Annotated in this window: 21 protein-coding genes and 1 pseudogene; 7 read left to right on the forward strand and 15 right to left on the reverse strand. The window is 72.6% G+C overall.

What is annotated here, in order from left to right; genetic code table 11:
* Positions 1–17 precede the first annotated feature (17 nt).
* Genes OO68_RS33730 through OO68_RS33745 form a run of 4 tightly spaced genes read left to right on the forward strand, consistent with a single transcriptional unit; the run spans position 18 to position 4,016 of the window.
* Complete coding sequence (locus OO68_RS33730) at positions 18–1,067, forward strand: ABC transporter permease (protein ID WP_033313031.1); 1,050 nt, start codon at positions 18–20, stop codon at positions 1,065–1,067.
* Positions 1,064–1,975 (forward strand): ABC transporter permease, encoded by a 912-nt coding sequence (locus OO68_RS33735; RefSeq protein WP_033313033.1) that lies wholly within the window; start codon positions 1,064–1,066, stop codon positions 1,973–1,975. The genes OO68_RS33730 and OO68_RS33735 overlap by 4 nt, the downstream gene beginning before the upstream one ends.
* Positions 1,972–2,991 carry an ABC transporter ATP-binding protein gene (locus OO68_RS33740; protein WP_033313034.1) on the forward strand — a complete coding sequence of 340 codons (1,020 nt, stop codon included), beginning with the start codon at positions 1,972–1,974 and terminating at the stop codon, positions 2,989–2,991. Before OO68_RS33735 ends, OO68_RS33740 begins: the two co-directional genes overlap by 4 nt.
* Positions 2,988–4,016 carry an oligopeptide/dipeptide ABC transporter ATP-binding protein gene (locus OO68_RS33745; protein ID WP_033313035.1) on the forward strand — a complete coding sequence of 343 codons (1,029 nt, stop codon included), beginning with the start codon at positions 2,988–2,990 and terminating at the stop codon, positions 4,014–4,016. The genes OO68_RS33740 and OO68_RS33745 overlap by 4 nt, the downstream gene beginning before the upstream one ends.
* 66 nt (positions 4,017–4,082) lie before the next feature.
* On the opposite strand, the gene OO68_RS33750 is transcribed toward OO68_RS33745, so the two are convergent.
* The 9 genes from OO68_RS33750 to rimP all read right to left on the reverse strand — a co-directional run bounded on the left by OO68_RS33750 (position 4,083) and on the right by rimP (position 15,841).
* The gene (locus tag OO68_RS33750; RefSeq protein WP_033313037.1) at positions 4,083–5,036 is read right to left on the reverse strand and encodes a bifunctional riboflavin kinase/FAD synthetase; all 954 of its coding nucleotides are present in this window, start codon (positions 5,034–5,036) and stop codon (positions 4,083–4,085) included.
* Positions 5,037–5,215: 179 nt separating this feature from the next.
* On the reverse strand, positions 5,216–8,623 hold the full coding sequence (locus OO68_RS33755; protein WP_033313038.1) for a trypsin-like peptidase domain-containing protein: 3,408 nt from the start codon (positions 8,621–8,623) through the stop codon (positions 5,216–5,218).
* A gap of 261 nt (positions 8,624–8,884) precedes the next feature.
* Positions 8,885–9,790, reverse strand: coding sequence for a tRNA pseudouridine(55) synthase TruB (gene truB, locus OO68_RS33760; RefSeq protein WP_033313040.1), 906 nt, complete (start codon positions 9,788–9,790; stop codon positions 8,885–8,887).
* Positions 9,787–10,239 carry a 30S ribosome-binding factor RbfA gene (gene rbfA, locus OO68_RS33765; RefSeq protein WP_033313042.1) on the reverse strand — a complete coding sequence of 151 codons (453 nt, stop codon included), beginning with the start codon at positions 10,237–10,239 and terminating at the stop codon, positions 9,787–9,789. The genes truB and rbfA overlap by 4 nt, the downstream gene beginning before the upstream one ends.
* Positions 10,240–10,271: 32 nt before the next feature.
* Positions 10,272–10,565 carry a DUF503 domain-containing protein gene (locus tag OO68_RS33770; protein ID WP_030853207.1) on the reverse strand — a complete coding sequence of 98 codons (294 nt, stop codon included), beginning with the start codon at positions 10,563–10,565 and terminating at the stop codon, positions 10,272–10,274.
* Positions 10,566–10,698: 133 nt separating this feature from the next.
* The gene (gene infB / locus OO68_RS44635) at positions 10,699–13,794 is read right to left on the reverse strand and encodes a translation initiation factor IF-2 (protein ID WP_078625619.1); all 3,096 of its coding nucleotides are present in this window, start codon (positions 13,792–13,794) and stop codon (positions 10,699–10,701) included.
* A 145-nt stretch (positions 13,795–13,939) separates the two neighbouring features.
* Positions 13,940–14,236 (reverse strand): YlxR family protein, encoded by a 297-nt coding sequence (locus OO68_RS44640; RefSeq protein WP_078625620.1) that lies wholly within the window; start codon positions 14,234–14,236, stop codon positions 13,940–13,942.
* Positions 14,237–14,339: 103 nt separating this feature from the next.
* Positions 14,340–15,338, reverse strand: a complete 999-nt coding sequence (gene nusA / locus OO68_RS33785) for a transcription termination factor NusA (RefSeq protein WP_033313045.1) — start codon at positions 15,336–15,338, stop codon at positions 14,340–14,342.
* A 2-nt stretch (positions 15,339–15,340) separates the two neighbouring features.
* Complete coding sequence (rimP, locus tag OO68_RS33790; protein WP_033313046.1) at positions 15,341–15,841, reverse strand: ribosome maturation factor RimP; 501 nt, start codon at positions 15,839–15,841, stop codon at positions 15,341–15,343.
* Positions 15,842–16,058: 217 nt separating this feature from the next.
* Between rimP and OO68_RS33795 the strand changes: the two genes are divergently transcribed.
* The 3 genes from OO68_RS33795 to OO68_RS33805 are packed head-to-tail and all read left to right on the forward strand — an operon-like array spanning position 16,059 to position 18,000.
* Positions 16,059–16,592, forward strand: a complete 534-nt coding sequence (locus tag OO68_RS33795) for a hypothetical protein (RefSeq protein WP_033313048.1) — start codon at positions 16,059–16,061, stop codon at positions 16,590–16,592.
* Complete coding sequence (locus OO68_RS33800; protein ID WP_033313049.1) at positions 16,589–17,053, forward strand: ferritin-like domain-containing protein; 465 nt, start codon at positions 16,589–16,591, stop codon at positions 17,051–17,053. The genes OO68_RS33795 and OO68_RS33800 overlap by 4 nt, the downstream gene beginning before the upstream one ends.
* 47 nt (positions 17,054–17,100) lie before the next feature.
* Entirely contained in the window at positions 17,101–18,000 is a 900-nt protein-coding gene (locus tag OO68_RS33805) for an aminoglycoside phosphotransferase family protein (RefSeq protein ID WP_033313050.1), read from the forward strand.
* An 83-nt stretch (positions 18,001–18,083) separates the two neighbouring features.
* On the opposite strand, the gene OO68_RS33810 is transcribed toward OO68_RS33805, so the two are convergent.
* From OO68_RS33810 to dxr, 6 genes and pseudogenes are all read right to left on the reverse strand, one after another.
* Positions 18,084–19,784, reverse strand: a complete 1,701-nt coding sequence (locus tag OO68_RS33810; protein WP_033313052.1) for a proline--tRNA ligase — start codon at positions 19,782–19,784, stop codon at positions 18,084–18,086.
* A 69-nt stretch (positions 19,785–19,853) separates the two neighbouring features.
* The gene (locus OO68_RS33815) at positions 19,854–20,384 is read right to left on the reverse strand and encodes a GNAT family N-acetyltransferase (protein WP_033313053.1); all 531 of its coding nucleotides are present in this window, start codon (positions 20,382–20,384) and stop codon (positions 19,854–19,856) included.
* Positions 20,385–20,477: 93 nt separating this feature from the next.
* The gene (locus OO68_RS33820) at positions 20,478–21,326 is read right to left on the reverse strand and encodes a GNAT family N-acetyltransferase (RefSeq protein WP_033313055.1); all 849 of its coding nucleotides are present in this window, start codon (positions 21,324–21,326) and stop codon (positions 20,478–20,480) included.
* A 177-nt stretch (positions 21,327–21,503) separates the two neighbouring features.
* Positions 21,504–22,502: pseudogene (gene ispG, locus OO68_RS42605) on the reverse strand (flavodoxin-dependent (E)-4-hydroxy-3-methylbut-2-enyl-diphosphate synthase); the annotation flags it as partial.
* A gap of 161 nt (positions 22,503–22,663) precedes the next feature.
* On the reverse strand, positions 22,664–23,968 hold the full coding sequence (locus OO68_RS33830) for a site-2 protease family protein (RefSeq protein WP_033313057.1): 1,305 nt from the start codon (positions 23,966–23,968) through the stop codon (positions 22,664–22,666).
* Positions 23,965–25,221 carry a 1-deoxy-D-xylulose-5-phosphate reductoisomerase gene (gene dxr / locus OO68_RS33835; RefSeq protein ID WP_033313058.1) on the reverse strand — a complete coding sequence of 419 codons (1,257 nt, stop codon included), beginning with the start codon at positions 25,219–25,221 and terminating at the stop codon, positions 23,965–23,967. The genes OO68_RS33830 and dxr overlap by 4 nt, the downstream gene beginning before the upstream one ends.
* Positions 25,222–25,296 lie beyond the last annotated feature (75 nt).

Here is a 25,296-nt window from a genome sequence, read left to right on the forward strand (position 1 = left end):
GCGGCGAGCGGGTACCCATGACCGCTGACGCGACCCCCGCGCTGGTCGAGGACGAGCAGCGGACGGCGGCCGGGCCACGGGTGCGCAGGGGTTCCGCGTACCCGCGGTACCTGGCGGGCAAGGTGGCCGGCGCCGCCGTGTCGCTGCTGGCCGTCCTCGTGACCAGCTTCTTCCTCTTCCGGCTGATCCCCGGCGACCCGGTGAAGACCATGACGGGCGGCCGTCAGGTGTCGGCGGAGCAGCTGGCCGCCTACCGCGAGGAGTTCGGGCTCGACCTGCCGTTGTGGCGGCAGTTCACGGACTACTGCGGCAAGGCGCTCACGGGTGACTTCGGAACGTCGTACCAGTTCCGCGCCCCGGTCGTCGACAAGATCACCGAGGCGCTGCCGAACACCCTGCTGCTCACCGGGACCGCCTTCGTCCTCTACACCGCGCTGGGCATCTTCCTCGGCACCCGGTCGGCATGGCGGCACGGGAAGCTGGGCGACCGCGTCAACACGGGCCTCGCGCTGACGCTGTACTCCATCCCGTCCTTCTGGCTCGGACTGCTGCTGATCATCGTGCTGTCCGTGGGCATCGGCCCGCTGCCCGGCATGTTCCCGACCGGCGGCATGGAGTCGGGCGGCGAGGAGGGCTTCGCCTACGTGCTCGACGTGGCGCACCACCTGGTGCTTCCGGTGGTGACGCTGGTGGCCGTGGAGTACGGGCAGACGCTGCTGGTCACGCGGTCGGCGCTGCTGGACGAGATGGGGAGCGACTACCTGACGACCGCGCGGGCCAAGGGGCTGCGCGACGACCTCGTCCGCCGTCGGCACGCCGTGCCGAACGCGCTGCTGCCGACCGTGACGCTGATCTTCATCAACCTCGGCCGGACGGTGGCGGGCGTGATCCTCGTGGAGACGGTGTTCTCCTGGCCCGGCCTGGGCGGGCTGTTCTACCAGGCGCTGAGCGTGCCCGATCTGCCGCTCGTGCAGGGGCTGTTCTTCGTGTTCGCCGCCGCGGTGATCCTGATGAACACCCTCGCCGACCTGGTCTATCCGCTGCTGGACCCCCGGGTGGCCCGATGACGACGACCGAGACCGCCCCCAGCCCGCGCGCCCTGGCCCGGCAGCGACGCCGGGCCTCCGTCGCCCGCTTCTGGCGGCAGTACCGCTCCGAACGGGCGGGGCTGTACGGCCTGACCGCGCTCTCCCTGTGCGCGCTGCTGGCGCTGTTCGCACCACTGTTCGTCGGATCCGACGTGAGCAGCGTGACGGACGCGCCGGGGCGTCCGATGCAGAGCCCGAGCACCGAGTTCCCGCTCGGCACCGACCAGTTCGGGCGGGACCTGCTGGGCCTGGTGATCTGGGGCTCGCGGGTGTCGCTGCTGGTGGGGCTGCTCGCGGCCGTGCTGTCGGTCGCGATCGGCACCCTGATCGGGGTGACGGCGGGGCACTTCAAGGGCTGGTACGCGACGGTGATGATGCGGATCACCGACTGGTTCCTGGTCATGCCGACGCTGGTGCTGGCGATCGCCCTGGCGACCGTGATGTCCCGCTCCCTGACCACGACCGTCGTCGCGATCGGCGTCACGACCTGGCCGACCACGGCCCGGCTGGTGCGCGCCCAGACCCTCGCGGTGGAGACCCGGCCGTACATCGAGCGGGCGCAGGCGCTGGGCGGCGGGCACTGGCACATCATGTCCCGGCACGTGCTGCCCAACGTGATGCCGCTGGTCCTGGCCCAGACGACCCTGATCATCTCCTCGGCCATCCTCGCGGAGGCGACCCTCGCCTTCCTCGGCCTGGGCGACCCCACGGTCGTGTCGTGGGGCGGGCTGCTCCAGGACGCGCGCGAGGCGGGCGCGGTCAGTTCCGGGGACTGGTGGTACCTGGTGCCGCCGGGCATCGCCATCGCAGTGGTGGCGCTGGCGTTCACGCTGTGCGGGCGGGCCGTGGAGTCGGTCCTCAACCCCAGGCTGGGGGTGTCGCGTTGAGTCTGCTCGACGTCAGGAACCTGACTGTGACGTACGCGGGTGGGGCGGCCGCCGTGCGCGGGGTCGATCTGCGCCTGGAGGCGGGGCACAAGCTCGGCCTCGCCGGGGAGTCCGGCTGCGGCAAGTCCACGCTGGCGCTGGCCCTGCTGCGGCTGCTGCCGGCCGGGACGCGGATCACCGGGGAGGTGCTCCTCGACGGCGAGGACGTGCTGACCATGAAGTGGGGCCGGGTCCGGGCGGTCCGCTGGGCCGGGGCCTCCGTCGTCTTCCAGGGCGCGATGCACTCCCTCAACGCGGTGCACCGCATCGGCGACCAGATCGCCGAGCCGATCCTGCTGCACAAGAAGGCGACCCCGGCAGGGGCGAAGAGCAAGACCGGCGAGCTGCTGGAGCAGGTCGGGCTGCCCGCCGCCCGCGCCGGCGCCTTCCCGCACGAACTGTCCGGCGGCCAGCGCCAGCGCGTCATGATCGCCATGGCCCTGGCCTGCGATCCCCGGCTGATCATCGCCGACGAGCCGACGACCGCACTCGACGTGATGATCCAGGCCCAGATCCTCCGGCTCATCGAGCAGCTCGTCACGGACCAGGACCTCGGTCTGATCATGATCAGCCATGACTTGGCGGTCCTCGCCGACACCTGCGACCGGCTCGCGGTGATGTACGCGGGCCGGGTGGTCGAGGAGGGCCCGGCCGCCCAGGTGTACGCGGACGCCCGGCACCCGTATGCCCGGGCCCTGTCGGCGGCGTTCCCCCGCATCGGCGACCCGGCGTCCCGGTTCGCGCCGCAGGGGCTGGCGGGCGACCCGCCGGACCCGGCCGCGCTGCCGTCCGGGTGCACGTTCCATCCGCGCTGCCCGGTGGCGCTGGAGTCGTGCCCGGAGGAGGACCCGCTGCTGCGCACCGCGGGGCCGGAACGCCGGGCGGCGTGCGTGCTGGCCGGGCCACCGGCCGATGCGCCCCTCGGCGCCCGAGAGGAACCAGAGCCCCTGGAGGAAGCGAGGCCCGGCACGCCATGACCACATCGCCCACGGCACCCGGGGTCACCACGGCCCCGCTGCTGAGCGCCCAGGGCCTCTACGTCACCTTCCCCGGACGGCATGGCGGCCCCCGGGCCCGCGCGGTGGACGGCGTCGACCTCGACATCCGCCCCGGCGAGATCGTCGCCCTGGTCGGCGAGTCCGGCTGCGGCAAGACGACGCTGGCCCGCAGCCTGCTCGGGCTGGTCGAGCCGACGGCGGGCCGGGTCACCTTCGACGGTCGCCCCCTGGACTACTCCGGCCGGTCCCTCAAGGCCTACCGCAAACGCGTCCAGCTGGTCCTCCAGGACCCGAGCGGCTCGCTCAACCCCCGTCACACGGTGTACGACGCAGTCGCCGAGGGCCTGCGCATCCACGGCTACGGCGGCGACGAACGCACCGCGGTCGCCAAGGCCCTGTCCCGGGCCGGCCTGCGCCCCCCGGAGCGCTTCTTCCTGCGCTACCCGCACGAACTGTCCGGCGGGCAGCGCCAGCGCGTCGTCATCGCCGGGGCGCTCGTCCTGGAACCCGAACTCCTCGTCGCCGACGAGCCGGTGGCCTCCCTCGACGCCTCGGTACGCGGTGAGATCCTCGCCCTGCTGCTCCGGCTGCGCGCCGAACTGGGCCTGTCGGCCCTGGTGGTCACGCACGACCTGGGCCTGGCGTGGAACATCGCCGACCGGGTGGCGGTGATGTACCTGGGCCGGATCGTGGAAACGGGCGCGGTGGAGCAGGTCCTGACGGCCCCGCGGCACCCCTACACGCAGGCGCTGCTGTCGGTCCTCCCGGAGGCCCCGGGCACGCCGGTGGTCCTCACGGGCGAGCCCCCGGACCCGTCCCGAATCCCGTCCGGGTGCCGCTTCCACGTGCGCTGCCAGATCCTGGCGGGCGGAGAGGCGGAGGCAGCGGGAGTGGCGGACGCGTGCAGGGGCCAGGACTTGGCGGTGCTGAGCGGGGGCGGTCAATCACAGGTGGCCTGCCACTGGGCAGCTTCGCATGCGCCCCTCAGGGGCGCGGGGCTGTAACGATGTGCGGCTCCGCCGCGTGGGCGCGACAAGCCCCCACGCACCCGCAGACGGCCCACAAGGAGACTAGGCAGCCCCGTCGGCCGCCACCAACTCCCTGCACTTCTCCACGTCCTGCCCCATCTGAACCAACAGCGCGTCCAGCGTCTCGAACTTCGCCTGCCCCCGCACGAACGCCAAGAAGTCGACCGCGACATGCAACCCGTACAGATCGAGCCCCACCCGGTCGATGGCATACGCCTCCACCGTCCGCTCGGTCCCCTCGAACTGCGGATTCGTCCCCACGGAGATCGCCGCCGGCATCGCCTCACCCTGCGCGTGCAGCCACCCCGCGTACACACCGTCCGCCGGGATGGCCGTGTGCGGCAGCGTCTCGACGTTGGCCGTCGGGAAGCCCAGTTCCCGCCCGCGCTGCGCGCCCCGGACGACGACGCCCTCGACCCGGTGCGGCCGGCCGAGGATCTCCGCCGCGCCCTGGACGTCGCCCTCGGCGACCAGGCGCCGCGTCAGCGTGGAGGAGAACGGCTCCCCGCCGCCCGCCTCACCCGTCACGTACAGGTCGACGACCTCGACCTCGAAGTCGTAGGTCTTGCCCTGCGTGGCGAGGAACTCCACGTTCCCGGCGGCCTTGTGGCCGAAGCGGAAGTTGGGGCCCTCCACGACCGCCTTGGCGTGCAGCTTGTCGACCAGGACCTTGACGACGAAGTCGGCCGGGGACAGCTTCGAGAACTCGGCCGTGAAGGGGAGGATGAGCACCGCGTCCACGCCCAGGTCGGCCATGAGTTCGGCGCGGCGGTGGTGCGGGGCGAGCAGCGGCGGGTGGCTGCCGGGGCGGACGACCTCGCTGGGGTGCGGATCGAAGGTGACGACGACGGCGGGCACGCCCAGCTCCCGGGCGCGGTCCACGGCATGCCGGATGATCAGCTGGTGCCCGCGGTGCACTCCGTCGTAGGAGCCGATGGTGACGACGCTGCGCCCCCAGTCCTGGGGGATGTCCTCCAAGCCACGCCAGCGCTGCACTGTGCCTGCTCCTTGTCGAAAGCTCGTCGAACCCGTGTCCGGTCGGTTGTCCGTGATTGCCTCGTGCGCAGGTCTAAGGGTGCCATGCCGGGTCCCTCCTGCCCGCATCGGCATGGGGGCTGTGACAGGGCGCACGACACCGTACTGCGGCCCGGCGCCCTGAGGGGCCCCAACGCCGGTCACACGGGGACGCCCGCGCCCGCCAGGTTCCCGATCATCCGGTGGGAACTCGGCCCGACCAGCGCCGCCCACTCCTCGGGCGCCTCGGCCAGCCAGGCGGCGGCGCGGGCGGCGAAGCCGGGCACGTGCCGGCCCAGGTCGACCAGGGCGCGGTCGAAGCGGGTGGCGCCCTCCGGGGTGCGCACGAGGCGCAGTCCGATGCGGTGGACGAGGTCGCGCAGGTCGTCCCCGCCGTTGCGGGCGGCGGCGTGCAGGAGCGCGTCCAGGACGTCGGTGTCGTGCTCGCGGGCGAGGAGCGCGTCGCGCAGTTCACGGCGCAGCGGACGCGAGGCGGGGATGCCGGGCGGGGTGAGGACGGCGGCCAGGGCGCAGCGCAGCCGCACCGGGCCGTCCTCCAGCAGGCCCGTGATGAGCGGCAGGAGCACGGGCCGGGCGGCGGGGCCCCGGTCGAGCCGCTGGTCGGCGTACGCGGCCGTGTGCCCGGCGAGTTCCGGGCGCAGCGAGGCCGCCCGGCACACCACTGCGGCGACCCGCCGGGCCAGGCCCGGTGGGGCGGCGTCGGCGAGTGCCCGCAGGGCCTCCTCCCCGTCCGGCCGCTCCAGCCGGGCCGCGAAGGCCACGAGGACCGGCTCGGGGTCGGTCAGGAGGGCTCCGGCCAGCGCGTCCGGTGAGAACCGCGGGTCGCCCGCCGCGAAGTGCTCCAGCGCCCGCGGGAGGTAGCGGGCCCGGGTGTGGGGGTCCTGGACGAGGAGGGCGAGGGCGCCGCCGTGCAGGGCGCGGTCGGCGGGCCGGGCGAGCAGGGTGAGGGCCGCGTAGCGCAGGAGGGCGCGGTCGCCTCCGGTGCTCACGTGCGGCGCGACGCGCAGTCCGTGCGCCACCGCGGCGCTCCGCCGCGCGGGCCGCTCGTCGCGCGCCCACCGGTCGACGGCCCGGCACACCCCTGACGGCTCCTCCTCGGCCAGCACGGCGAGCAGTTCGTCGGCCCGCCGGTGCGCACGGTCGACGAGCACGTCCGTCAGACCGTCCAGGGCGCCGTGGCGGTGGGTGTGGAGGAGCGCCTGGGCGGCCGTGGCCACGGTCGCGTGCGGGGTGGCGGGCAGCGGCTGCTCGTCGTCGAACCAGCGGGCGAGCTGCGGTTGGACGGCTGCGGGGTCGGCGGCGAGGAGTCCGGCGACGGCGTCCAGGAAGCGGGGGCCGGCCTCGCACGGCGGCCCGTCGGCGTGGACCAGCCGCCGCAGCAGGGCGCAGCGCGCCTCCTCCGGGAGCCGTACGCCGGTCCAGAAGGCGGGCCCGAGCCCCTCCGGGACGGGCCGCTCCTGCCGCCGCCAGGCCACGATCCGGTCGGCGAGCAGCCCCAGCACCTCCGTGTACGGCGCCGCGTCGGGCAGGGCCGACAGCGTCCCGGCGAGCAGCCTGGCGGCCCACCAGGAGCGCGGATCGGCGTCCAGGGCGTGCACCAGGTCGGCCAGGCGGGAGGCCAGTTGACCGGGGCCGTGCCGGCGGCCGAGGTACAGCAGGGCCTGCACGACCGGCCCGATGCGGTGGTGCGGCACGGGATCGGAGTACGCATCCCCGCCCTCGGGTTGGTGGACGAGGGCGTGCAGGGCTTCGTCGAGGTCGAGGTGCATGCCCTGGAGCCAGTCGGCGAGCCCTTCGTGCGCGAAGCGGTAGCCGGGGCCGGCGGGCACGAGCAGGCCCTCGGCGAGCACGGCCGACGCCCAGCCGCTGCCGTCGCCGAACCGCTCCGGGGCGCTCCCCCACGGGAACACGGCCGCGAAGGCCTCCGGGTCCAGGTCCCCCGGCCCCGGTCCGAGGCTGCGCCGGGCGGCCTCGTGCACCTGCCCGGCGACCTTCGCGGCCAGGCGGCGTACGGCGGTGCCGTGCAGGCCGTCGCCGGCTGCCAGGCGCTGGGCGATCCGCAGGGACATCAGGTCGAGGTAGGCCGCGAAGACGTCGTTCCGGTCGACCGCTGCCGCCTCGGGGGGCTCGGTGAGGGCCGCCCGGACCTCGGCGAGCAGACCGAGGGTGAGGGGGTGCCGGGCGTCGGCCGGGGCGAGGGCGTGGCCGGCCAGGCCATGGCGCCGGTACGCCTCCCGGGCCTCGCTCTCGGTGAGGTCGCCGAGACTCAGGCACGGCTCCGCGGGGAAGGGCGCCGTCTCCCAGTACTCCGCCCGGCACGCCACCACCAGCCGGGCTCCCGTCTCCCGCAGCCACCGCACGGTCCCGTCCATCCAGTCGGCCGGACGGCGGGCCAGGGCCGGGGGCATCTCCTCGGGGCCGTCGAGCAGGAGCAGCAGCGGGCGGCCCGCGGACCGGGCGAGGTGGGCCAGGCGCTCGGGCGTGATGTCGCCCGGGCCGGCCGGGGCGGAGGCGGCCACGGCGGAGGCGGCCCGGTTCAGCGCCCGGCGTGCCGCGTCCGCCAGGGACGCGTCGCCGTGCCGCAGTTCACTTCCGCGCAGCCAGAGCGTGGGCTGCCCGTCCCGTCGGCGGCGCGCGGCGAGCGCCGCGAGTTCCGTCGTACGACCGCTGCCCGGGGGGCCGACGAGACCGAGCACTGCCGCCGGGCCGCCCGCGAACGCGTTGATCCCGGCCACCACGGCCGCCCGTTCGACCGGTTGCGGGACGCCGGTGCCGCCGGGCGGGCCCTCCAGGGCCACCGAGGCGGCGGTCAGGTCCAGCACCCCGGCCAGATTGAGGTCCGCGCCGTACGCGGGAACCGTCGCCGCGTTCTCCGCGAGCACGTCGGCCAGCGCCTGTGCGGCACCGGCGAGCCGGGAGCGCAGCGGTACGGCGAATCCGACGTCGCGGTGATCGGAGCTGAGGGCGGTGCCCAGCACCCCCACCACGGCGCCGGTCCCGGCGTCGAGCACCGGGCCGCCGGCCGCCCCGCCACCCAGTCGCAGTGCGTCCCGCCCCGCCGTTCCGACCGCCAGTTCCAGCGCGGCGTCGAGGCGGTGGAAGCGGTCCGTGGCGGCGTAGGTCACCGAGGCCGAGCCCAGCAGCCGTGCCTCGCGCCAGCCTCCGGCGGCGATCCGCACATACGTGCCGGTCCTGGCCCCCTCCCGCACGGTGACGGGCAGCGGCGGCACACCGAGCCCCTCGGTCCGTACGAGGGCCAGGTCCAGCTCGGGCAGCGGAGTGACCGCGTCGGCGGACACGACCCGGCGGCGGTCCCCGGCGCCGTGGAGGACGAGCCGGGGCAGGCCGTCGACGGCCTCGTGGCTGGTGATCAGCGTGCCGTGGTGGTCGGCCAGGAAGCCGGTGCCGCGGGGGCGGCCGGCCAGGTCGTGGATGCGGACGAGGGCGTCGCCGGAGACCGCCCCGTCCTCGTGCCGTGCTGGTCCGGGGAGGACTGGGGAGCCTTGTGAGCTGTCGTCCGTCTCCCGGGACCGGTTCCGCGACGCCATCGTCGAGCCTCCCCGCCGTACACCCGTGCCCTCGTGTTCGACAGTAGGGGCGGGATGATCAGCGGGACAGATCGCTCTGCGAAAGCGCCCCCTTCCGCTCCCCCGGTTCACTCCGAGCGCCCGCACGGACGGGTGAAGGAACGGGGGCGGCTGGATACACCCTAGGGGTGGGGGAACCGAGGGGGACCGTGGAGCGGCGGCAGTGGAGGTACCCCGTGGCCGCCGCTCCACGGGCGGAGACCCCGGCCCCGGTTCCTCCCGTCAGGCGAAGACGGCCAGGCTCTTGGCCTTGCCCCGGTGCTCCTCCACGAGCGCGAGGAAGCGGCCCTCCGGGTCGAAGACGGCGACCGGGCCGGAGCCCGCGTACGTCTCGGGCATGTCCAGCCGCACGCCGTTGGTGAGCAGCTTGGCCCGGCGGGTGTCGACGTCCCAGCGGGGGAACGCGGCCGTGGCGGCGTCGGCGATCGGCATCACGGTCAGCTCCTGCTGGAGCTGGTCGAGGGTGCGGGCCGCGTCCAGCTTGTAGGGGCCGACGCGGGTGCGGCGCAGGGCGGTGAGGTGACCGCCGACGCCCAGTCCGGCGCCCAGGTCGCGGGCGAGGGCGCGGATGTAGGTGCCGGAGGAGCAGACGACCGAGACGACCAGGTCGAGGACGGCCGTGCCGTCGTCGGCGACGGCGTCCCGGACGTCGTACACGCCGAAGGAGGAGACCGTCACGGGCCGGGCCGGGATGTCGAACTCCTCGCCCTCCCGGGCCCGCTTGTACGACCGCACGCCGTTGATCTTGATGGCGCTGACCTTGGACGGCACCTGCATGATGTCGCCGGTCAGCGCGGCGATGCCGGCGTCGATCGCGTCGCGGGTGACCTTGGAGGCGTCCGTGGAGGAGGTGATCTCCCCCTCGGCGTCGTCCGTGAGGGTGTTCTGCCCGAGCCGGATGGTGCCCAGGTATTCCTTCTCGGTCAGCGCGAGGTGGCCGAGGAGCTTGGTGGCCTTCTCGACGCCGAGGACGAGGACGCCCGTCGCCATCGGGTCGAGGGTGCCGGCGTGCCCGACGCGTCGCGTTCTGGCGATGCCGCGCATCTTGGCGACGACGTCGTGCGAAGTGAAGCCCGACGGCTTGTCGACGATGACGAGGCCGTCGGGCGTGGTGTGCTTCTGGGTCATTCTGCGCCGGTGTCCGTCTCGTCGTCCTCGTCGGGCTTGCGGTACGGGTCGGCGTCGCCGGCGTACTTCGCGCCCGCGGACGCCTCGCGCACCTTCTCGTCGGACTGGCGCGCCTTGTCGAGGAGGTCCTCGATGGTGCGGGCGTTGTCCGGGAGGGCGTCCATGACGAAGGCCAGGGTCGGCGTGAACTTCACACCGGCGGCCCGGCCGACCTCGGAGCGCAGGATGCCCTTGGCGCTCTCCAGGCCGGCGGCGGCCGCCGCGCGCTCCTCGTCGTCCCCGTACACCGTGTAGAAGACGGTCGCCTCCCTGAGGTCGCCGGTGACCCGGGTGTCCGTGATGGTGACGTGCGAGCCGAGCCGCGGGTCCTTGATCCCGCGCTGCAGCTTCTGGGCCACCACCTCTCGGATGAGGTCCGCCAGCCTCTTGGCACGCGCGTTGTCGGCCACTGGTCCGTCTCCTTAAGTGCTTACTTGTTGCTTCAGTCTTCGTCGCTGTGGAGCCTGCGTCGAACCGAGAGCAGTTCGACTTCGGGCCGCCCGGCGACGAGCCGCTCACAGCGGTCCAGGACGTCGGTGAGGTGTCCCGTCTCCCCTGAGACCACCGCGAGCCCGATCTCGGCCCTGCGGTGGAGGTCCTGATTCCCCGTCTCCGCCGCGCTCACCCCGTACTTGCGCTGGAGTTCGGCCACGATCGGACGGACGAGAGAGCGTTTCTCCTTGAGCGAGTGGACGTCGCCGAGGAGCAGATCGAAGGACAGAGTCCCCACATACATGTGTGTATCCGGATGTCCCGCCGGTTCGGGGTACGGGCGCCACGCTTCGACGCCGATACGGGAACCGTACACGCAACGGCCGGGGCCGATCGACGGAATAAGTCCCGCCGACCGGCCCCGATCGTGACTCAGGTCAGACGCGCGGCTTCTCGCGCATCTCGTACGTCGCGATGACGTCGTCGACCTTGATGTCGTTGAAGTTGCCGAGGTTGATACCGCCCTCGAACCCTTCGCGGATCTCGGTGACGTCGTCCTTGAAGCGACGCAGGCCCTCGATGTTGAGGTTCTCCGCGACCACCTTGCCGTCGCGGATGAGGCGCGCCTTGGTGTTGCGCTTGACCTCGCCGGAGCGGATGAGAACACCCGCGATGTTGCCCAGCTTGGACGACTTGAAGACCTCGCGGATCTCCGCCGTGCCGAGCTCGACCTCCTCGTACTCCGGCTTGAGCATGCCCTTGAGGGCCGCCTCGATCTCCTCGATCGCCTGGTAGATGACCGAGTAGTACCGGACGTCGACACCCTCGCGCTCGGCCATCTGCTGCGCACGCCCGGCGGCGCGCACGTTGAAGCCGATGACGATGGCGTCGGAGCCCATGGCCAGGTCGATGTCGGACTCCGTGACCGCACCGACACCGCGGTGCAGGACGCGGATGTCGACCTCTTCGCCGACGTCCAGCTGGAGCAGCGAGGACTCCAGCGCCTCGACGGATCCGGAAGCGTCACCCTTGATGATCAGGTTCAGCTGCTGGACCTCGCCGGCCTTGAGCACCTTGTCCAGGTCCTCCAGCGAGACGCGGCGCGTGCGCTTGGCGAACGCGGCGTTGCGCTCACGGGCGGCGCGCTTCTCGGCGATCTGACGGGCCGTACGGTCCTCGTCGACCACCAGGAAGTTGTCGCCCGCACCCGGGACGTTGGTCAGGCCCAGGACCTGGACCGGCGTCGACGGGCCGGCCTCGGCCACGCTGTTGCCGTTGTCGTCGTGCATCGCCCGGACGCGGCCGTACGCGTCGCCGACCACCATGGTGTCGCCGACCCGCAGGGTGCCGCGCTGGACGAGGACCGTCGACACGGCACCGCGGCCGCGGTCGAGGCGGGACTCGATCGAGATGCCCTGCGCGTCCTGGTTCGGGTTGGCCCGCAGGTCGAGCGAGGCATCGGCCGTGAGGATCACGGCCTCCAGCAGGGAGTCGATGTGCAGACCCTGCTTGGCGGAGATGTCGACGAACATGGTGTCGCCGCCGTACTCCTCGGCCACCAGGCCGTACTCGGTCAGCTGACCGCGCACCTTGGTCGGGTCGGCACCCTCGACGTCGATCTTGTTGACCGCGACGACGATCGGGACCTCGGCCGCCTTGGCGTGGTTGAGCGCCTCGACCGTCTGCGGCATGACGCCGTCGTTGGCCGCGACGACGAGGATCGCGATGTCCGTCGACCGGGCACCACGGGCACGCATGGCGGTGAACGCCTCGTGACCCGGGGTGTCGATGAAGGTGATCTTGCGCTCTTCTTCGTTGACCTCGGTCGCGACCTGGTAGGCACCGATGTGCTGGGTGATGCCGCCGGCCTCGCCCGCGATGACGTTCGTCTTGCGGATGGCGTCGAGGAGCCGGGTCTTACCGTGGTCGACGTGACCCATGACGGTGACGACGGGCGGGCGGACCATCAGGTCCTCCTCGTCGCCCTCGTCCTCGCCGAACTCGATGTCGAAGGACTCGAGGAGCTCGCGGTCCTCCTCCTCCGGGCTGACGATCTGAACCGTGTAGTTCATCTCGTCGGCGAGGAGCTGCAGCGTCTCGTCGGAGACGGACTGCGTGGCCGTGACCATCTCGCCGAGGTTCATCATGACCGCGACGAGCGACGCCGGGTTGGCGTTGATCTTCTCCGCGAAGTCGGTGAGGGAAGCACCGCGCGACAGGCGAACGGTCTCGCCGTTGCCGCGAGGCAGCATCACACCGCCGACCGACGGGGCCTGCATGGCCTCGTACTCCTGGCGCCTCTGCCGCTTCGACTTGCGGCCACGACGCGCGGGACCACCGGGACGACCGAAGGCACCCTGCGTGCCACCACGGCCACCGGGACCACCGGGACGGCCACCGAAGCCGGGACGGCCACCGCCGCCGGGACCACCCGGACGGCCGGCGAAACCGCCGCCACCGGGACCACCGGGACGACCGGCGAAACCGCCACCGCCGCCACCAGGACGGCCGGCGAAGCCGCCGCCACCCGGACGACCGCCGCCGCCACCGGGACGACCGCCGCCACCGGGACCGCGGCCACCGGGGCCACCGCCGCCGGGACGCGGGCCGGCAGCAGGACGCTGCGGCATCATGCCGGGGTTCGGACGCGGGCCACCGGGACCGCCGCCGGGACGCGGGCCGCCGCCCTGCGGACGGGGCATGCCGCCCGGGGTCGGACGCGCGCCGCCCGGAGCCTGCGGACGAGGACCGCCGCCGGCACCCTGCGGACGGGGGCCGCCCTGGCCCTGCGGACGCGGGGCGCCACCGGGCGCACCGGGGCCGCCGGGACGCGGGGCACCGCCCGGACGGGGCGCCTGCGGGCGCGCCATGCCGGTGGAGCCACCAGAGGTGAACGGGTTGTTGCCCGGACGGGGACCCGCCGGACGGGCACCGGGACGCGGAGCGCCGCCACCCGGACGCGGGGCGCCGGGACGGTCGCCACGGTCACCGCGGCCCTGGCCACCCTGGCCGGGACCGCCCTGGCGCGGAGCACCCGGACGCGGCGTCTGGCCGGCCGGACGCGGGGCGCCCGGACGCGGGCCGGAGCCCTGGCCCTGAGAGGCGGCCGGTGCGGCGGGAGCCGTCGGGGGTGCCGTGAACTCGGGCGTGGTCGGAGCCGGGGACGCCGGGGCGGGCCGCGGCGCGGGCTTCGGGCCCGGGGTGGGACGGGGGCCGGGAGTGGCCGGCGCGGCCGGAGCCGCGGGCTTCTCTGCGGCGGCCGGCTTGGGGGCCGGCGGGCGCGGGGCGGCCGGACGGGCAGCCTGCGCGGGAGAGGGGGCGCCCGGCTTCGCCGGGGCAGCCTTGCGGGCGGGGGCGGGCTTGCCGCCACCGCTGCCCTGCTGGAGGGCGTCCGTCAGCTTGCGTACAACGGGCGCTTCGATCGTCGAAGACGCCGAACGGACGAATTCACCGAGTTCCTGGAGCTTGGCCATGACGACCTTGCTCTCGACGCCGAACTCCTTGGCGAGTTCGTAGACCCGGACCTTAGCCACTTCGCTCCTTTGAGGTCCGGGTTGCGTCCGGACCGTCGCTAGTTCATGGGCGTACTCATCGCGTACTCATCGAGTGCTCATCGCAATCTCGACCTGCTTTCGACTCGCGAGGTACCTAGCCGTACGGGGTTCCGTACGGCACGTCTTACCGTGTTGCCTGCTCGGCAACTGTTGTCTGCTCGACGTATCGGCGCAACGCCTTTGTGTCGAGCGGCCCCGGGACGCGCAGTGCCCGCGGGAACGCCCGGCGGCGTACCGCCTGGTCGAGACAGACCGGTGCGGGGTGAACGTACGCACCCCGGCCGGGCAGCGTACCGCGTGGATCAGGGACGCACTCGTCCTTGATCGCCACGATCCGCAGCAGTTCGGCCTTGGCCGCTCGCTCCCGACACCCCACACAGGTGCGTTCAGGGCATGCGCGGGCGCGCGTCCGGCCAGACACTGTTAAGTCTACCTCCCCGTACGCCCCTCACCCCTTTTGGGGCAGGGATCGAACAGTTGCCGCGCGGGAACCTGTCGTGTTCTGAACGACGCGCGGCTTGGATCTATTCCCCGGAGCTGTTGGCGGCGGGTTCGGTGTCCGGGCGGATGTCGATCCGCCAGCCGGTCAGCCGGGCCGCGAGGCGGGCGTTCTGCCCCTCCTTGCCGATGGCCAGGGACAGCTGGTAGTCGGGCACGGTCACCCGGGCCGACCGGGTCGCCATGTCCACGATCTCCACCTTGGAGACACGGGCCGGCGACAGCGCGTTCGCCACCATGTCGCCCGGGTCCTCCGACCAGTCGACGATGTCGATCTTCTCGCCGTTCAGCTCGCCCATGACGTTGCGCACGCGGCCGCCCATGGGGCCGATGCAGGCGCCCTTGGCATTCAGGCCGGAACGGGTGGACCGTACGGCGATCTTCGTGCGGTGACCGGCCTCACGGGCGATCGCGGCGATCTCCACCGAGCCGTCGGCGATCTCCGGCACCTCCAGGGCGAAGAGCTTCTTCACCAGGTTGGGGTGCGTGCGCGACAGCGTCACGGACGGGCCGCGGACGCCCTTGGCGACCCTGACCACGTAGCTGCGCAGCCGCATGCCGTGCTGGTAGGTCTCCCCCGGCACCTGCTCCTGCACGGGCAGGATGGCCTCCAGCTTGCCGATGTCGACCAGCACGTTCTTCGGGTCGCGGCCCTGCTGGACCACGCCGGTGACGATGTCGCCCTCGCGGCCGGCGTACTCGCCGAGCGTCGCGTCGTCCTCGGCGTCGCGCAGGCGCTGCAGGATGACCTGCTTGGCCGTGGTGGCGGCGATACGGCCGAAACCGGACGGGGTGTCGTCGAACTCGCGGGGCTCCTGCCCCTCCTCGAGGTCGTCGGGGTCCTCCTTCGCCCACACGGTCACATGGCCGGTCTCCCGGTTGAGCTCCACGCGCGCGTGGCGGCGGCTTCCCTCGGTGCGGTGGTAGGCGATGAGGAGGGCCGACTCGATCGCCTCGACCAGCAGGGGAAAGGAGATCTCCTTCTCCCGAACCAAGCCCCGCAGGGCGCTCATGTCGATGTCCACGGCTACGCCTCCTCTTCCTTCTTGTTGTCCTTGCGGCTGAATTCGACCTGGACACGCGCCCGGACGATGTCGTCGAAGGCGAGTCTGCGCGCGGTGGGCTTGCGGCCCTTCACGCCGGGCACCTCCGTGTCGACACCCTCGTCGTCGACCTTCAGGATCCTGGCGACCAGTTCGCCGCCCTCGGCCAGCTGGAACTTCACCAGCCGCTCGGTGGCGCGGACGTAGTGCCGGTGTTCCGTGAGGAGGCGCTCCGCGCCCGGGGTGCCCACTTCGAGGGTGTACTCGCCCTCGCCCATCGCGTCCGTCTCGTCGAGCTTCGCCGAGAGCACGCGGCTCACATCGGCGATCTGGTCCAGGTCGGCGCCGGTGTCCGAGTCGACGACGACGCGCAGCACACGCTTGCGTCCGACGGAGTCCACTTCGATCTCTTCGAGGTCCAGGCCCTGAGAGGTGACGAGCGGCTCCAGCAGTCCTCGCAGCCTCTCGCTCTGGGTGGTGCTCATCCGGGTGACTCCTCGGCCGCGTGTGCTGTTGTGGGATGGGTCGCGTGTCTGGTCAAAGGGTATCCGGTCGCGGGGAGTGTTGCCGTCCACCCGGTCACGAACAGTGCCGCTGAGTGATGTGGGGCGGGGGCCCGGGTACCGTGATCACGGGCGTGCAGCCCCGTGCAGTCCCTTCTTTCTCGAATGTTTCTCGAAACGAGCCCCGAGGACGTCTGACGTGCCGTTCCCCCCATCGCCGCGTGCCCGCTCGGGGCCGCGCAGAAGGAGCCTGCTCGCCGTCGCCCCGGCGGCCCTCGCCCTGACGGGCTGCACCGGCGGGGATTCCGGTGGCCCGGCCGGGGACGGCCAGCCCGCCGCCGACCGGGCACGCGCGCGTGCGGCCCGTGACAGCGAGGCCCTGGTGGAGCGCTACGACGCGGTGATCGCCGCCCGGCCGGGGCTCGCCGGTCGGCTGCGGCCGCTGCGCGAGGAAGTCGTGCGCCACGCGCGGGCCCTCGGTGGTGGCCGGAAAGCGTCGCCCTCGGCGTCCCCTTCGGCATCGGTGTCCTCTTCGGCCTCGCCCTCGGCGTCCGCGGCCGTGCCGGACAACGACAAGGACGCCCTCGCCGGGCTCGCCTCGGCGGAGAAGGAGCTCGCCGACCGGCGGGCCAAGGCGCTGGGCGGGGTGCCGGGTGAGCTGGCGCGGCTGCTGGCGTCGGTGGCGGCGGCCGGAGCGGTGCACGTGTATCTGCTGACGGAGGGGGACGCGTGAGCGAGGAGAAGGACCGGGAGCTGCGGGCTCTTCAGGCCGCGCTGGCGGCCGAGCACGCGGCGGTGTACGGCTACGGCGTCGTCGGCGGGAGGATCGCCGACGGGCGGCGCACCGAGGCGGTCACGGCGTACGACGCGCACCGGGCCCGCCGGGACGCGCTGGTGCGTGAGGTGAAGGACCTGGGCGGCCGGCCGGTGGCCGCGTCCGCCGGTTACGCGCTGCCGTTCCAGGTGCCGGACTCGGCGGCCGCCGTGCGGCTCGCCGCCGAGCTGGAGGACCGGGTGGCCGGGGTGTACGCCGACCTGGTGCGCGCGGCGGGCGGCGGTCGGCGGGCCCTGGCCGCGGAGGCACTGCGGGAAGCGGCGGTACGGGCGGTGCGCTGGCGCGGCGAGAGCGTAGCCTTCCCTGGGCTCGCGGAGCGGGCCGGCACGGCCCCGCCCTCGGCGGCGCCGACGGCGTGACCCGCGCGGGGCACGCACCGAGGACAGTACGAAGGGACGACTCGCTCATGGTTTTCGAACCGCCGAAGCGCCTGGTAAGGGCGCTCGGTGAGACGGCACCGGACGGTGACGACTGGCTGGAGAAGCTGCCCGGAACGGCGCAGCGGGCCGTCGCGCTACGCGAGTTGACCGTGGAGCGGGTGCAGGTGCCCGGCGGGCGCAGCAGCCTGGTCGTGCTGGTGCGGGCGGCGGACGGGACGCCGGCCGTGCTCAAGCTGGCGCCGGGCCGGGCCCGCCCGGAGGCGGAGCGGGCCGCGCTGGCGCACTGGGCCGGGCGGGGTGCCGTACAGCTGCTCGAAACCACCTCGACCGAGGGCGTCCTGCTGTTGGAGCGGCTGCATCCGGACGTGTCGGTGCGGTCGCTGCCGGAGGCGAAGGCCCTGCTGGAGGCGGCGGGGACGCTGCGGCGGCTGTGGGTGGAGCCGCCCGCCGGTTTCTCCTTCGAGACCGTGGCCGAGCGGACCGGGCGGCAGGCGGAGGCGATGCGGGCGCGCGCGCAGGCCGCTCCCGAGGTGGCGCCCCTGGTCGACGTGGCGCTCGCGGCGCGCGAGGAGCTGCTGGCCGCGCCGCCCGAACACCGGCTGCTGCACGGCACGTTCCGGCAGAGCAAGGTGCTCGCCGGGGAGCGGATGCCGTGGCTGGCCGTAGGACCCGACCCGGTGGTCGGCGAGTGCGCCTTCGATCTGGCCCGGCTGGTCCGGGACCGGGTGGAGGACCTGATCGCCCAGCCGTCCGGCGCGGCCACGACCCGGCGCCGGGTAAAGCGGCTCGCCGAGTCCCTGGACGTGGACCAGGAGCGGCTGCGGGGCTGGACGCTGTTCCGGGCCGTGGAGTCGGGCGTGCGGGCGGGGCGGGTCGGACGGCCGCGCGACGCGGAGCTGCTGCTGGAGTTCGCGAGCTGGCTGTAGGGCGCCGGGCCGCACCCGGCCGGGGCCTCGTCGTCGGGTAACCGGGCGGACTGTTTCGGCCAGTCCGCCCGGTCCTGTCCGTGCTACGCCGTGAGGCGGGCGACGGCTTCCTCGACCGTCAGTTCCTCGCGCTCGCCGGTGCGGCGGTCCTTCAGTTCCACCACGCCGTCGGCCGCGCGCCGGCCGGCCACCAGGATCTGCGGGACGCCGATCAGCTCGGAGTCCGTGAACTTGACGCCCGGGGAGACGCCGGGCCGGTCGTCGACCAGGACGCGGACACCGGCGGCGGCCAGCTTCTGGGAGATGTCCAGGGCCAGTTCGGTCTGGAGGGCCTTGCCGGCGGCAACCACGTGGACGTCGGCCGGGGCAACCTCGGCGGGCCAGCACAGGCCCTTGTCGTCGGCGCTCTGCTCGGCCAGGGCGGCGACAGCGCGGGAGACGCCGATGCCGTACGAGCCCATGGTGACGCGGACCGGCTTGCCGTTCTGGCCGAGGACGTCGAGCTTGAGGGCGTCGGCGTACTTGCGGCCCAGCTGGAAGATGTGGCCGATCTCGATGGCGCGGTCGAGGACGAGGCCGGTGCCGCACTTCGGGCAGGGGTCGCCCTCCTGCACGACGACGACGTCCACGTACTCGCCGACCTCGAAGTCGCGGCCCGCGACGACGTTCTTCGTGTGCGTGCCGGCCTTGTTCGCGCCGGTGATCCAGGACGTGCCGGGGGCCACGCGCGGGTCGGCGATGTACGTGACCTTCTCCAGGCCCCGCGGTCCGACGTAGCCGCGGACCAGGTCGGGGCGGGCCGCGAAGTCCGTCTCGGTGACCAGTTCGACGGTGGCCGGGGCGAAGTGCGCCTCGACCTTGTCCATGTCGACCTCGCGGTCCCCGGGGACGCCCACGGCGACGATCTCGCCGTCGACCTTCACGAGGAGGTTCTTCAGCGTGGCCGAGGCCGGGACGCCGAGGGAGGCCGCGAGGGTCTCGATGGTCGGGGTGTCGGGGGTCGGGATGTCCTCGGCGGCCGGCACGTCCGAGCCGTCGACGGGCTTCAACTCGTACGTGATCGCCTCGGTGTTCGCGGCGAAGTCGCAGTTGGGGCAGTCGGCGAAGGTGTCCTCGCCGGCCTCGGCCGGGGCCAGGAACTCCTCGGACTTGGAGCCGCCCATCGCACCGGCGGTCGCGGCGCAGATGCGGTAGTCGAGGCCGAGGCGCGCGAAGATCTTCTGGTAGGCCTCGCGGTGCAGGGCGTAGGACTTGGCGAGGCCCTCGTCCTCGGTGTCGAAGGAGTAGGAGTCCTTCATCAGGAACTCGCGGCCGCGCAGGATGCCGGCGCGGGGGCGGGCCTCGTCGCGGTACTTGTTCTGGATCTGGTAGAGGATGACCGGCAGGTCCTTGTAGGAGGACGCCTGGTCCTTCACCAGGAGGGTGAAGATCTCCTCGTGGGTGGGGCCGAGGAGGTAGTCGCCGCCCTTGCGGTCCTGGAGGCGGAACAGCTCGGGGCCGTACTCCTCCCAGCGGCCGGTGGCCTCGTAGGGCTCGCGCGGCAGGATGGCGGGGAGCAGGACCTCCTGGGCGCCGACGGCGTCCATCTCCTCACGGACGATCCGCTCGACGTTGGCCAGCACCTTCTTGCCCAGCGGCAGCCAGCTCCAGATGCCGGCGGCGGTGCGGCGCACGTAGCCGGCCCGGACGAGGAGCTTGTGGCTGAGGACCTCGGCGTCCGCCGGGTCGTCGCGCAACGTCTTCGCCAACAACTGGGACATGCGCTGGACCGGTACGTTCGCCATGGTTCCTCTGCTCCTGCGTGTAGGTGATGGCAGGAGGTTAGCCGGGGGGTGCGGGGCGGTGGAAATCGGTTAACGGCGGAGGAGCGGGAGCGGGGCTCCCATCACCGCGTACGGCTTCGGGGCGCTCGGGAAGAGGACCCGGCGGGCGAGGTCCTGGTAGCCGAGGGAGCGGTAGAGGGCGCGGGCGGGGCTCTCGGTGTCGATCGCGGAGAGGATCGAGCGGGGTTCTGCGGCGCCGTCGGTGATGGTGGTGATCAGGGAGCGTCCGAGGCCGCGGTTCTGGTACACGGGGTGGACGTGCAGTTCGGTGATCACGAAGCTGTCGTCGAGCCAGTGGTCGTTGTCCTGGGCGCGGAGGTAGGGTTCGACGACGGTGGACCACCAGTGGGTGCGGTCGTTGGGCATGCCGTAGACGAAGCCGACGAGGTTGCCGTCGGCTGTGGCGCCGAGGGCGCGGGCCCCCGGGTACGTCATGTGGCGCAGGACGATCTGGCGGCGGACGGCTACCTCGTCCGGGCCTAGGCCGAAGGCCACGGCCTGGACGGCCAGCGCCTCGTCTACGTGGGCGGAGAGGTCGAGTGGGCCGATCACCAGGTCCATGGCGGGGAGCCTACAGGGGGGTTCCCGTTCGATGCCGGGTGCCGGTTGGATGTGGCTGATCGCGCAGTTCCCCGCGCCCCTTTGAGGGCGCCTTCAGAACAGGACGCTCATGAAAGCTCCCACTTCCTGGAAGCCCACCCTCTGGTAGGCCCTCCTGGCCGCCGTGTTGAAGTCGTTGACGTAGAGGCTGACCACGGGGGCGACGTCGGCCAGGGCGTAGCGCAGTACGGCCGCCATGCCGGGGGCCGCAAGGCCGGTGCCCCGGTACTCGGGGGCCACCCACACGCCCTGGATCTGGCAGGCGCGGTCCGTCGCGGCGCCGATCTCAGCCTTGAAGACGACCTTGCCGTCGGCGTCGAACCGGGCGAAGGCGCGGCCGGAGCCGACGAGTTCGGCGACGCGGGCCTGGTAGAGCAGGCCGCCGTCGCCGGCCAGCGGGGAGACGCCGACCTCCTCGGTGAACATCGCGACGCAGGCCGGCATGATCGTCTCCATCTCGTCCTTGCGGACGCGACGGACGTAGGGGTCCGGGGTGACGCCGGCCGGGAGGCGGTCGGTGATCATGAGCGGCTGGTGCCGGCGGACCTCGCGGGCCGGGCCCCACTGGGGTTCCAGCAGCCGCCACAGGTCGGAGGTGGCGCCGGAGGGGCCGACGATGGAGGAGCAGCGGCGGCCGGCACGGCGGGCGCGGTCGGCGAAGGCGCGGACGGCGCGCGGGCCGGCGCAGATCGGGACCAGATTGGCGCCGGCGTAGCAGAGCGAGGTGAGTATGCCGTCCTCGTACCAGCCCCACATCTCGCCGCCGAGCCGCCACGGGTCCAGTCCGGCGATCTGTACGCGGGACGTCACGAAGGCGTTCGCGACCGGCTCGCGGTCGAGGACGGCGAGCGCCGCGTCCAGGTCGCTCGGTTCGAGGACCCGTGAGGTGGTCTGCGTCAACACGTGCGGGCCTCACGAACTGGGGTTGCTGGTCTCCGCACTATAGCTGCGCTGCTTGGGCGGGGCGCCTGGGAGCCCGGGGCTTCCGGTTGCCGGGCGGGTGCGGGACGTCTGTGGCTTGTCGCGCAGTTCCCCGCGCCCCCGGAAAGGCGGGGCGCGGGTCCCATCGTCGTCGAGTGGTCAGCCCGCGACCGCCACCGACGGCTCGCCCGAGGTCACGCCGTCCTTCTCCATCTGCTCGGCCAGCTTCATGGCCTCTTCGATGAGGGTTTCCACGATCTTGGACTCGGGGACGGTCTTGATGACCTCGCCCTTGACGAAGATCTGGCCCTTGCCGTTGCCGGAGGCGACGCCGAGGTCGGCCTCGCGGGCCTCGCCGGGGCCGTTGACGACGCAGCCCATGACGGCGACGCGGAGCGGGACCTCCATGCCGGTGAGGCCGGCGGTGACCTCTTCGGCCAGCTTGTAGACGTCGACCTGGGCGCGGCCGCAGGAGGGGCAGGAGACGATCTCCAGGCCGCGCTCCTTGAGGTTCAGCGACTCCAGGATCTGGATGCCGACCTTGACCTCCTCGGCGGGGGGCGCCGAGAGCGAGACGCGGATCGTGTCGCCGATGCCCTGGGAGAGGAGCGCGCCGAAGGCGACGGCCGACTTGATGGTGCCCTGGAAGGCCGGGCCCGCCTCCGTGACGCCGAGGTGCAGCGGGTAGTCGCACTGGGCGGCGAGCTGCTTGTACGCCTCGATCATGACGACCGGGTCGTTGTGCTTGACGGAGATCTTGATGTCGCGGAAGTCGTGCTCCTCGAAGAGGGACGCCTCCCACAGGGCCGACTCGACGAGGGCCTCGGGGGTCGCCTTGCCGTACTTCTGGAGCAGGCGGCGGTCCAGGGAGCCGGCGTTGACGCCGATGCGGATCGGGGTGCCGTGGTCCCGGGCCGCCTTGGCGATCTCCTTGACCTTGTCGTCGAACTGCTTGATGTTGCCGGGGTTGACGCGGACCGCCGCGCAGCCGGCCTCGATGGCCGCGAACACGTACTTCGGCTGGAAGTGGATGTCGGCGATGACCGGGATCTGCGACTTGCGGGCGATGGTCGCGAGGGCGTCGGCGGGCTCTTCCGGCGCTCGGCGAGCTTGGTCGGAACGGACGGCATGCCGAGAGAAATCGCAGTCATCTGCTGTGCAACCCCAAGTCGTGGATCAAGGTCCGGTCCCGTGAGCAGCGGGCTCCGAGCTTCGAGATTACGGCACATGCCTCGGGGCGGGCACATCCCACCCACCGTGCCACCCGATGGGAGGCGGCCCGGCGGAAAGCATGCCGGGCCGCCGCGAACGCCGTATGACTAGGAGATTCTCACCGGGTTAACCACGTCGGCGATCAGGACCAGGATGGTGAAGCAGATGAAGATCCCGGCGACGACGTAGGCGACCGGCATGAGCTTCGCCACGTCGAAGGGGCCCGGGTCCGGCCGGCGCAGCAGCTTGGCCGTGTTGCGGCGCAGCGACTCCCACAGGGCGCCCGCGATGTGGCCGCCGTCGAGCGGCAGCAGCGGGAGCATGTTGAACAGGAACAGGGAGAGGTTGAAGCCGGCGACCAGCATGAGGGCCATGGCCAGCTGCTGGGTGGGCGGGATGTCGAGGGTGAAGATCTCGCCGCCGACGCGGGCCGCGCCGACCACGCCCATCGGGGAGTCGGCCTCGCGCTCTGCGCCGTCGAAGGCCGCGTTCCACAGGGCGGGGACCTTGCCCGGCAGGGCGGCGAGGGAGTCGACGGCCTCGCCGATGCGGTCGCCCATCCAGGTCACCGAGTCGCCGAAGTCCTGCTTGACCACGCCGGTGGCGGCGCTGAAGCCGAGGAAGCCGGCCTGGACGTACTGGCCCTCGACGATCTGGCCGGAGGCGTCCTTCTTGGCGACCTGGTTGGTGGCGATCTTCGCGTGCAGGGTGACGTCCTTGCCGTCCCGCTCGACGACGATCGGCACCTCCTTGCCGGGGGTGGCGCGGATGAGGTCGGACAGCTTGTTCCAGTCGTCGGTCTTCACCCCGTTGAAGGAGACGATCTTGTCGCCCGCCTTGAGGCCCGCAGCGGCCGCGGGGGCGGCCGGGTCGCCCTTCTCGCACTTGTCGCGGTTCTCGTTCTGCGCGATGACGCACTGGGAGACCGAGCTGACCGTGGTGGTCTGCTGGGTGATGCCGAAGCCCATCAGGACGGTGAGGAACAGCGCCACCGCCAGGACCAGGTTCATGAAGGGGCCCGCGAACATCACGATCACGCGCTTCCAGGGGGCGCGCGTGTAGAACATGCGGTTCTCGTCGCCCGGCTTGAGCTCCTCGTAGGCGGCGGTGCGGGCGTCCTCGATCATGCCGCGCCAGGGGGAGGTGGAGCGGGCTTCCATCCGGCCGTCGGGGCCGGGCGGGAACATGCCGATCATGCGGATGTAGCCGCCGAACGGGATGGCCTTGATGCCGTACTCCGTCTCGCCCTTGTTGCGCGAGAAGAGAGTGGGGCCGAAGCCGACCATGTACTGCGGCACGCGGATGCCGAAGAGCTTGGCGGTGGACAGGTGCCCCAGCTCGTGCCACGCGATCGAGAACAGCAGGCCGACCGCGAAGAGGAGTATGCCGAGGATGAACATCAGGGTCGTCATGCACGGGCCTCCGCCGTCTGTGCCGCCAGTTGCCGGGCCCGGGTCCGCGCCCAGGTCTCCGCTTCGAGGACGTCCGACACGGTGAGTGAGGTTCCCGTACGCGGGGTGCCGTGCTCCTCGACGACCCGGGTGACGGTGTCCATGATCCCGTTGAACGGCAGTGCGCCCTGACGGAACGCCTCCACGCACTCCTCGTTGGCCGCATTGAACACCGCCGGGGCGGTGCCCGCGAGCTCGCCCACGTGCCGGGCGAGGTTCACCGACGGGAAGGCCTCGTTGTCGAGCGGGAAGAACTCCCAGGTCGAGGCCTTGCTCCAGTCGAAGGTGGGCGCCGCGTCGGGGACGCGCTCGGGCCAGCCGAGGCCGATGGCGATGGGCCCGCGCATGTCGGGCGGGGTCGCCTGGGCCAGTGTCGATCCATCTGTGAACTCAACCATCGAGTGGACATACGACTGGGGATGCACGACGACCTCAATGCGGTCGAAGGGAATGTCGTAGAGGAGGTGTGCCTCGATGACCTCCAGGCCCTTGTTGACGAGGGTCGCGGAGTTGATCGTGATGACCGGGCCCATGGCCCACGTGGGGTGGGCGAGGGCGTCCTCGACGGTGACGTTCGCCAGCTCGGCCTTCGTACGGCCGCGGAACGGGCCGCCGGAGGCGGTGACGACCAGCTTGCGGACGTCGGCGCGGGTGCCGGCGGCCAGGGCCTGGAAGAGGGCGGCGTGCTCGGAGTCGACCGGGATGATCTGCCCGGGCTTGGCGAGGGCCTTGACCAGCGGGCCGCCCACGATGAGCGACTCCTTGTTGGCGAGCGCGAGGGTGCGGCCCGCCTCCAGGGCGGCCAGGGTCGGGGCGAGTCCGATGGAGCCGGTGATGCCGTTCAGGACGGTGTGGCAGTCGGAGGCCGCGACCTGGGACGCCGCGTCCGGGCCGGCGAGGATCTCCGGGAGCGGCTCGCTCGTGCCGTACTGCGCGGTGAGCGCCTCGCGCAGGGCCGGTACGACGTCCTCGCGGGCCACGGCGACCGTCCGCACCCGCAGCCGGTGCGCCTGCTCGGCGAGGAGGGCGACCCGGCCGCCGTTGGCCGAGAGGCCGGTGACCCGGAACCGGCCGGGGTTGCGCAGCACGAGGTCGATGGCCTGGGTGCCGATGGACCCGGTGGAGCCGAGGATCACCACGTCCTTGGGGCCGTCGCCCGCTACGGGGTCGTACACCAGGTGGGGATCGGCGAGGGGGGCTGGACTGTCGCTCATTGCTCCATTGTTGCCGTAAGGCCGGTGTGTGAGGACAGCGCATCCCCATCCCGGGGGCGCGCGCCATCTCTGTGC

Origin of the sequence: Streptomyces iakyrus (genome assembly GCF_000717055.1) — a bacterium.
Lineage (GTDB): Bacteria > Actinomycetota > Actinomycetes > Streptomycetales > Streptomycetaceae > Streptomyces > Streptomyces iakyrus.

What these genes read in the sequence shown, in the direction of transcription:
- OO68_RS33730 (WP_033313031.1), top strand. Translation starts at nt 18, where the DNA reads ATGACCGCTGACGCGACCCCCGCGCTGGTCGAGGACGAGCAGCGGACG.
- OO68_RS33735 (WP_033313033.1), top strand. Translation starts at nt 1,064, where the DNA reads ATGACGACGACCGAGACCGCCCCCAGCCCGCGCGCCCTGGCCCGGCAG.
- OO68_RS33745 (WP_033313035.1), top strand. Translation starts at nt 2,988, where the DNA reads ATGACCACATCGCCCACGGCACCCGGGGTCACCACGGCCCCGCTGCTG.
- OO68_RS33755 (WP_033313038.1), bottom strand. Translation starts at nt 8,623, where the DNA reads ATGGCGTCGCGGAACCGGTCCCGGGAGACGGACGACAGCTCACAAGGC.
- truB (WP_033313040.1), bottom strand. Translation starts at nt 9,790, where the DNA reads ATGACCCAGAAGCACACCACGCCCGACGGCCTCGTCATCGTCGACAAG.
- OO68_RS33770 (WP_030853207.1), bottom strand. Translation starts at nt 10,565, where the DNA reads ATGTATGTGGGGACTCTGTCCTTCGATCTGCTCCTCGGCGACGTCCAC.
- rimP (WP_033313046.1), bottom strand. Translation starts at nt 15,841, where the DNA reads ATGAGCACCACCCAGAGCGAGAGGCTGCGAGGACTGCTGGAGCCGCTC.
- OO68_RS33805 (WP_033313050.1), top strand. Translation starts at nt 17,101, where the DNA reads ATGGTTTTCGAACCGCCGAAGCGCCTGGTAAGGGCGCTCGGTGAGACG.
- OO68_RS33810 (WP_033313052.1), bottom strand. Translation starts at nt 19,784, where the DNA reads ATGGCGAACGTACCGGTCCAGCGCATGTCCCAGTTGTTGGCGAAGACG.
- OO68_RS33815 (WP_033313053.1), bottom strand. Translation starts at nt 20,384, where the DNA reads ATGGACCTGGTGATCGGCCCACTCGACCTCTCCGCCCACGTAGACGAG.
- OO68_RS33830 (WP_033313057.1), bottom strand. Translation starts at nt 23,968, where the DNA reads ATGACGACCCTGATGTTCATCCTCGGCATACTCCTCTTCGCGGTCGGC.
- dxr (WP_033313058.1), bottom strand. Translation starts at nt 25,221, where the DNA reads ATGAGCGACAGTCCAGCCCCCCTCGCCGATCCCCACCTGGTGTACGAC.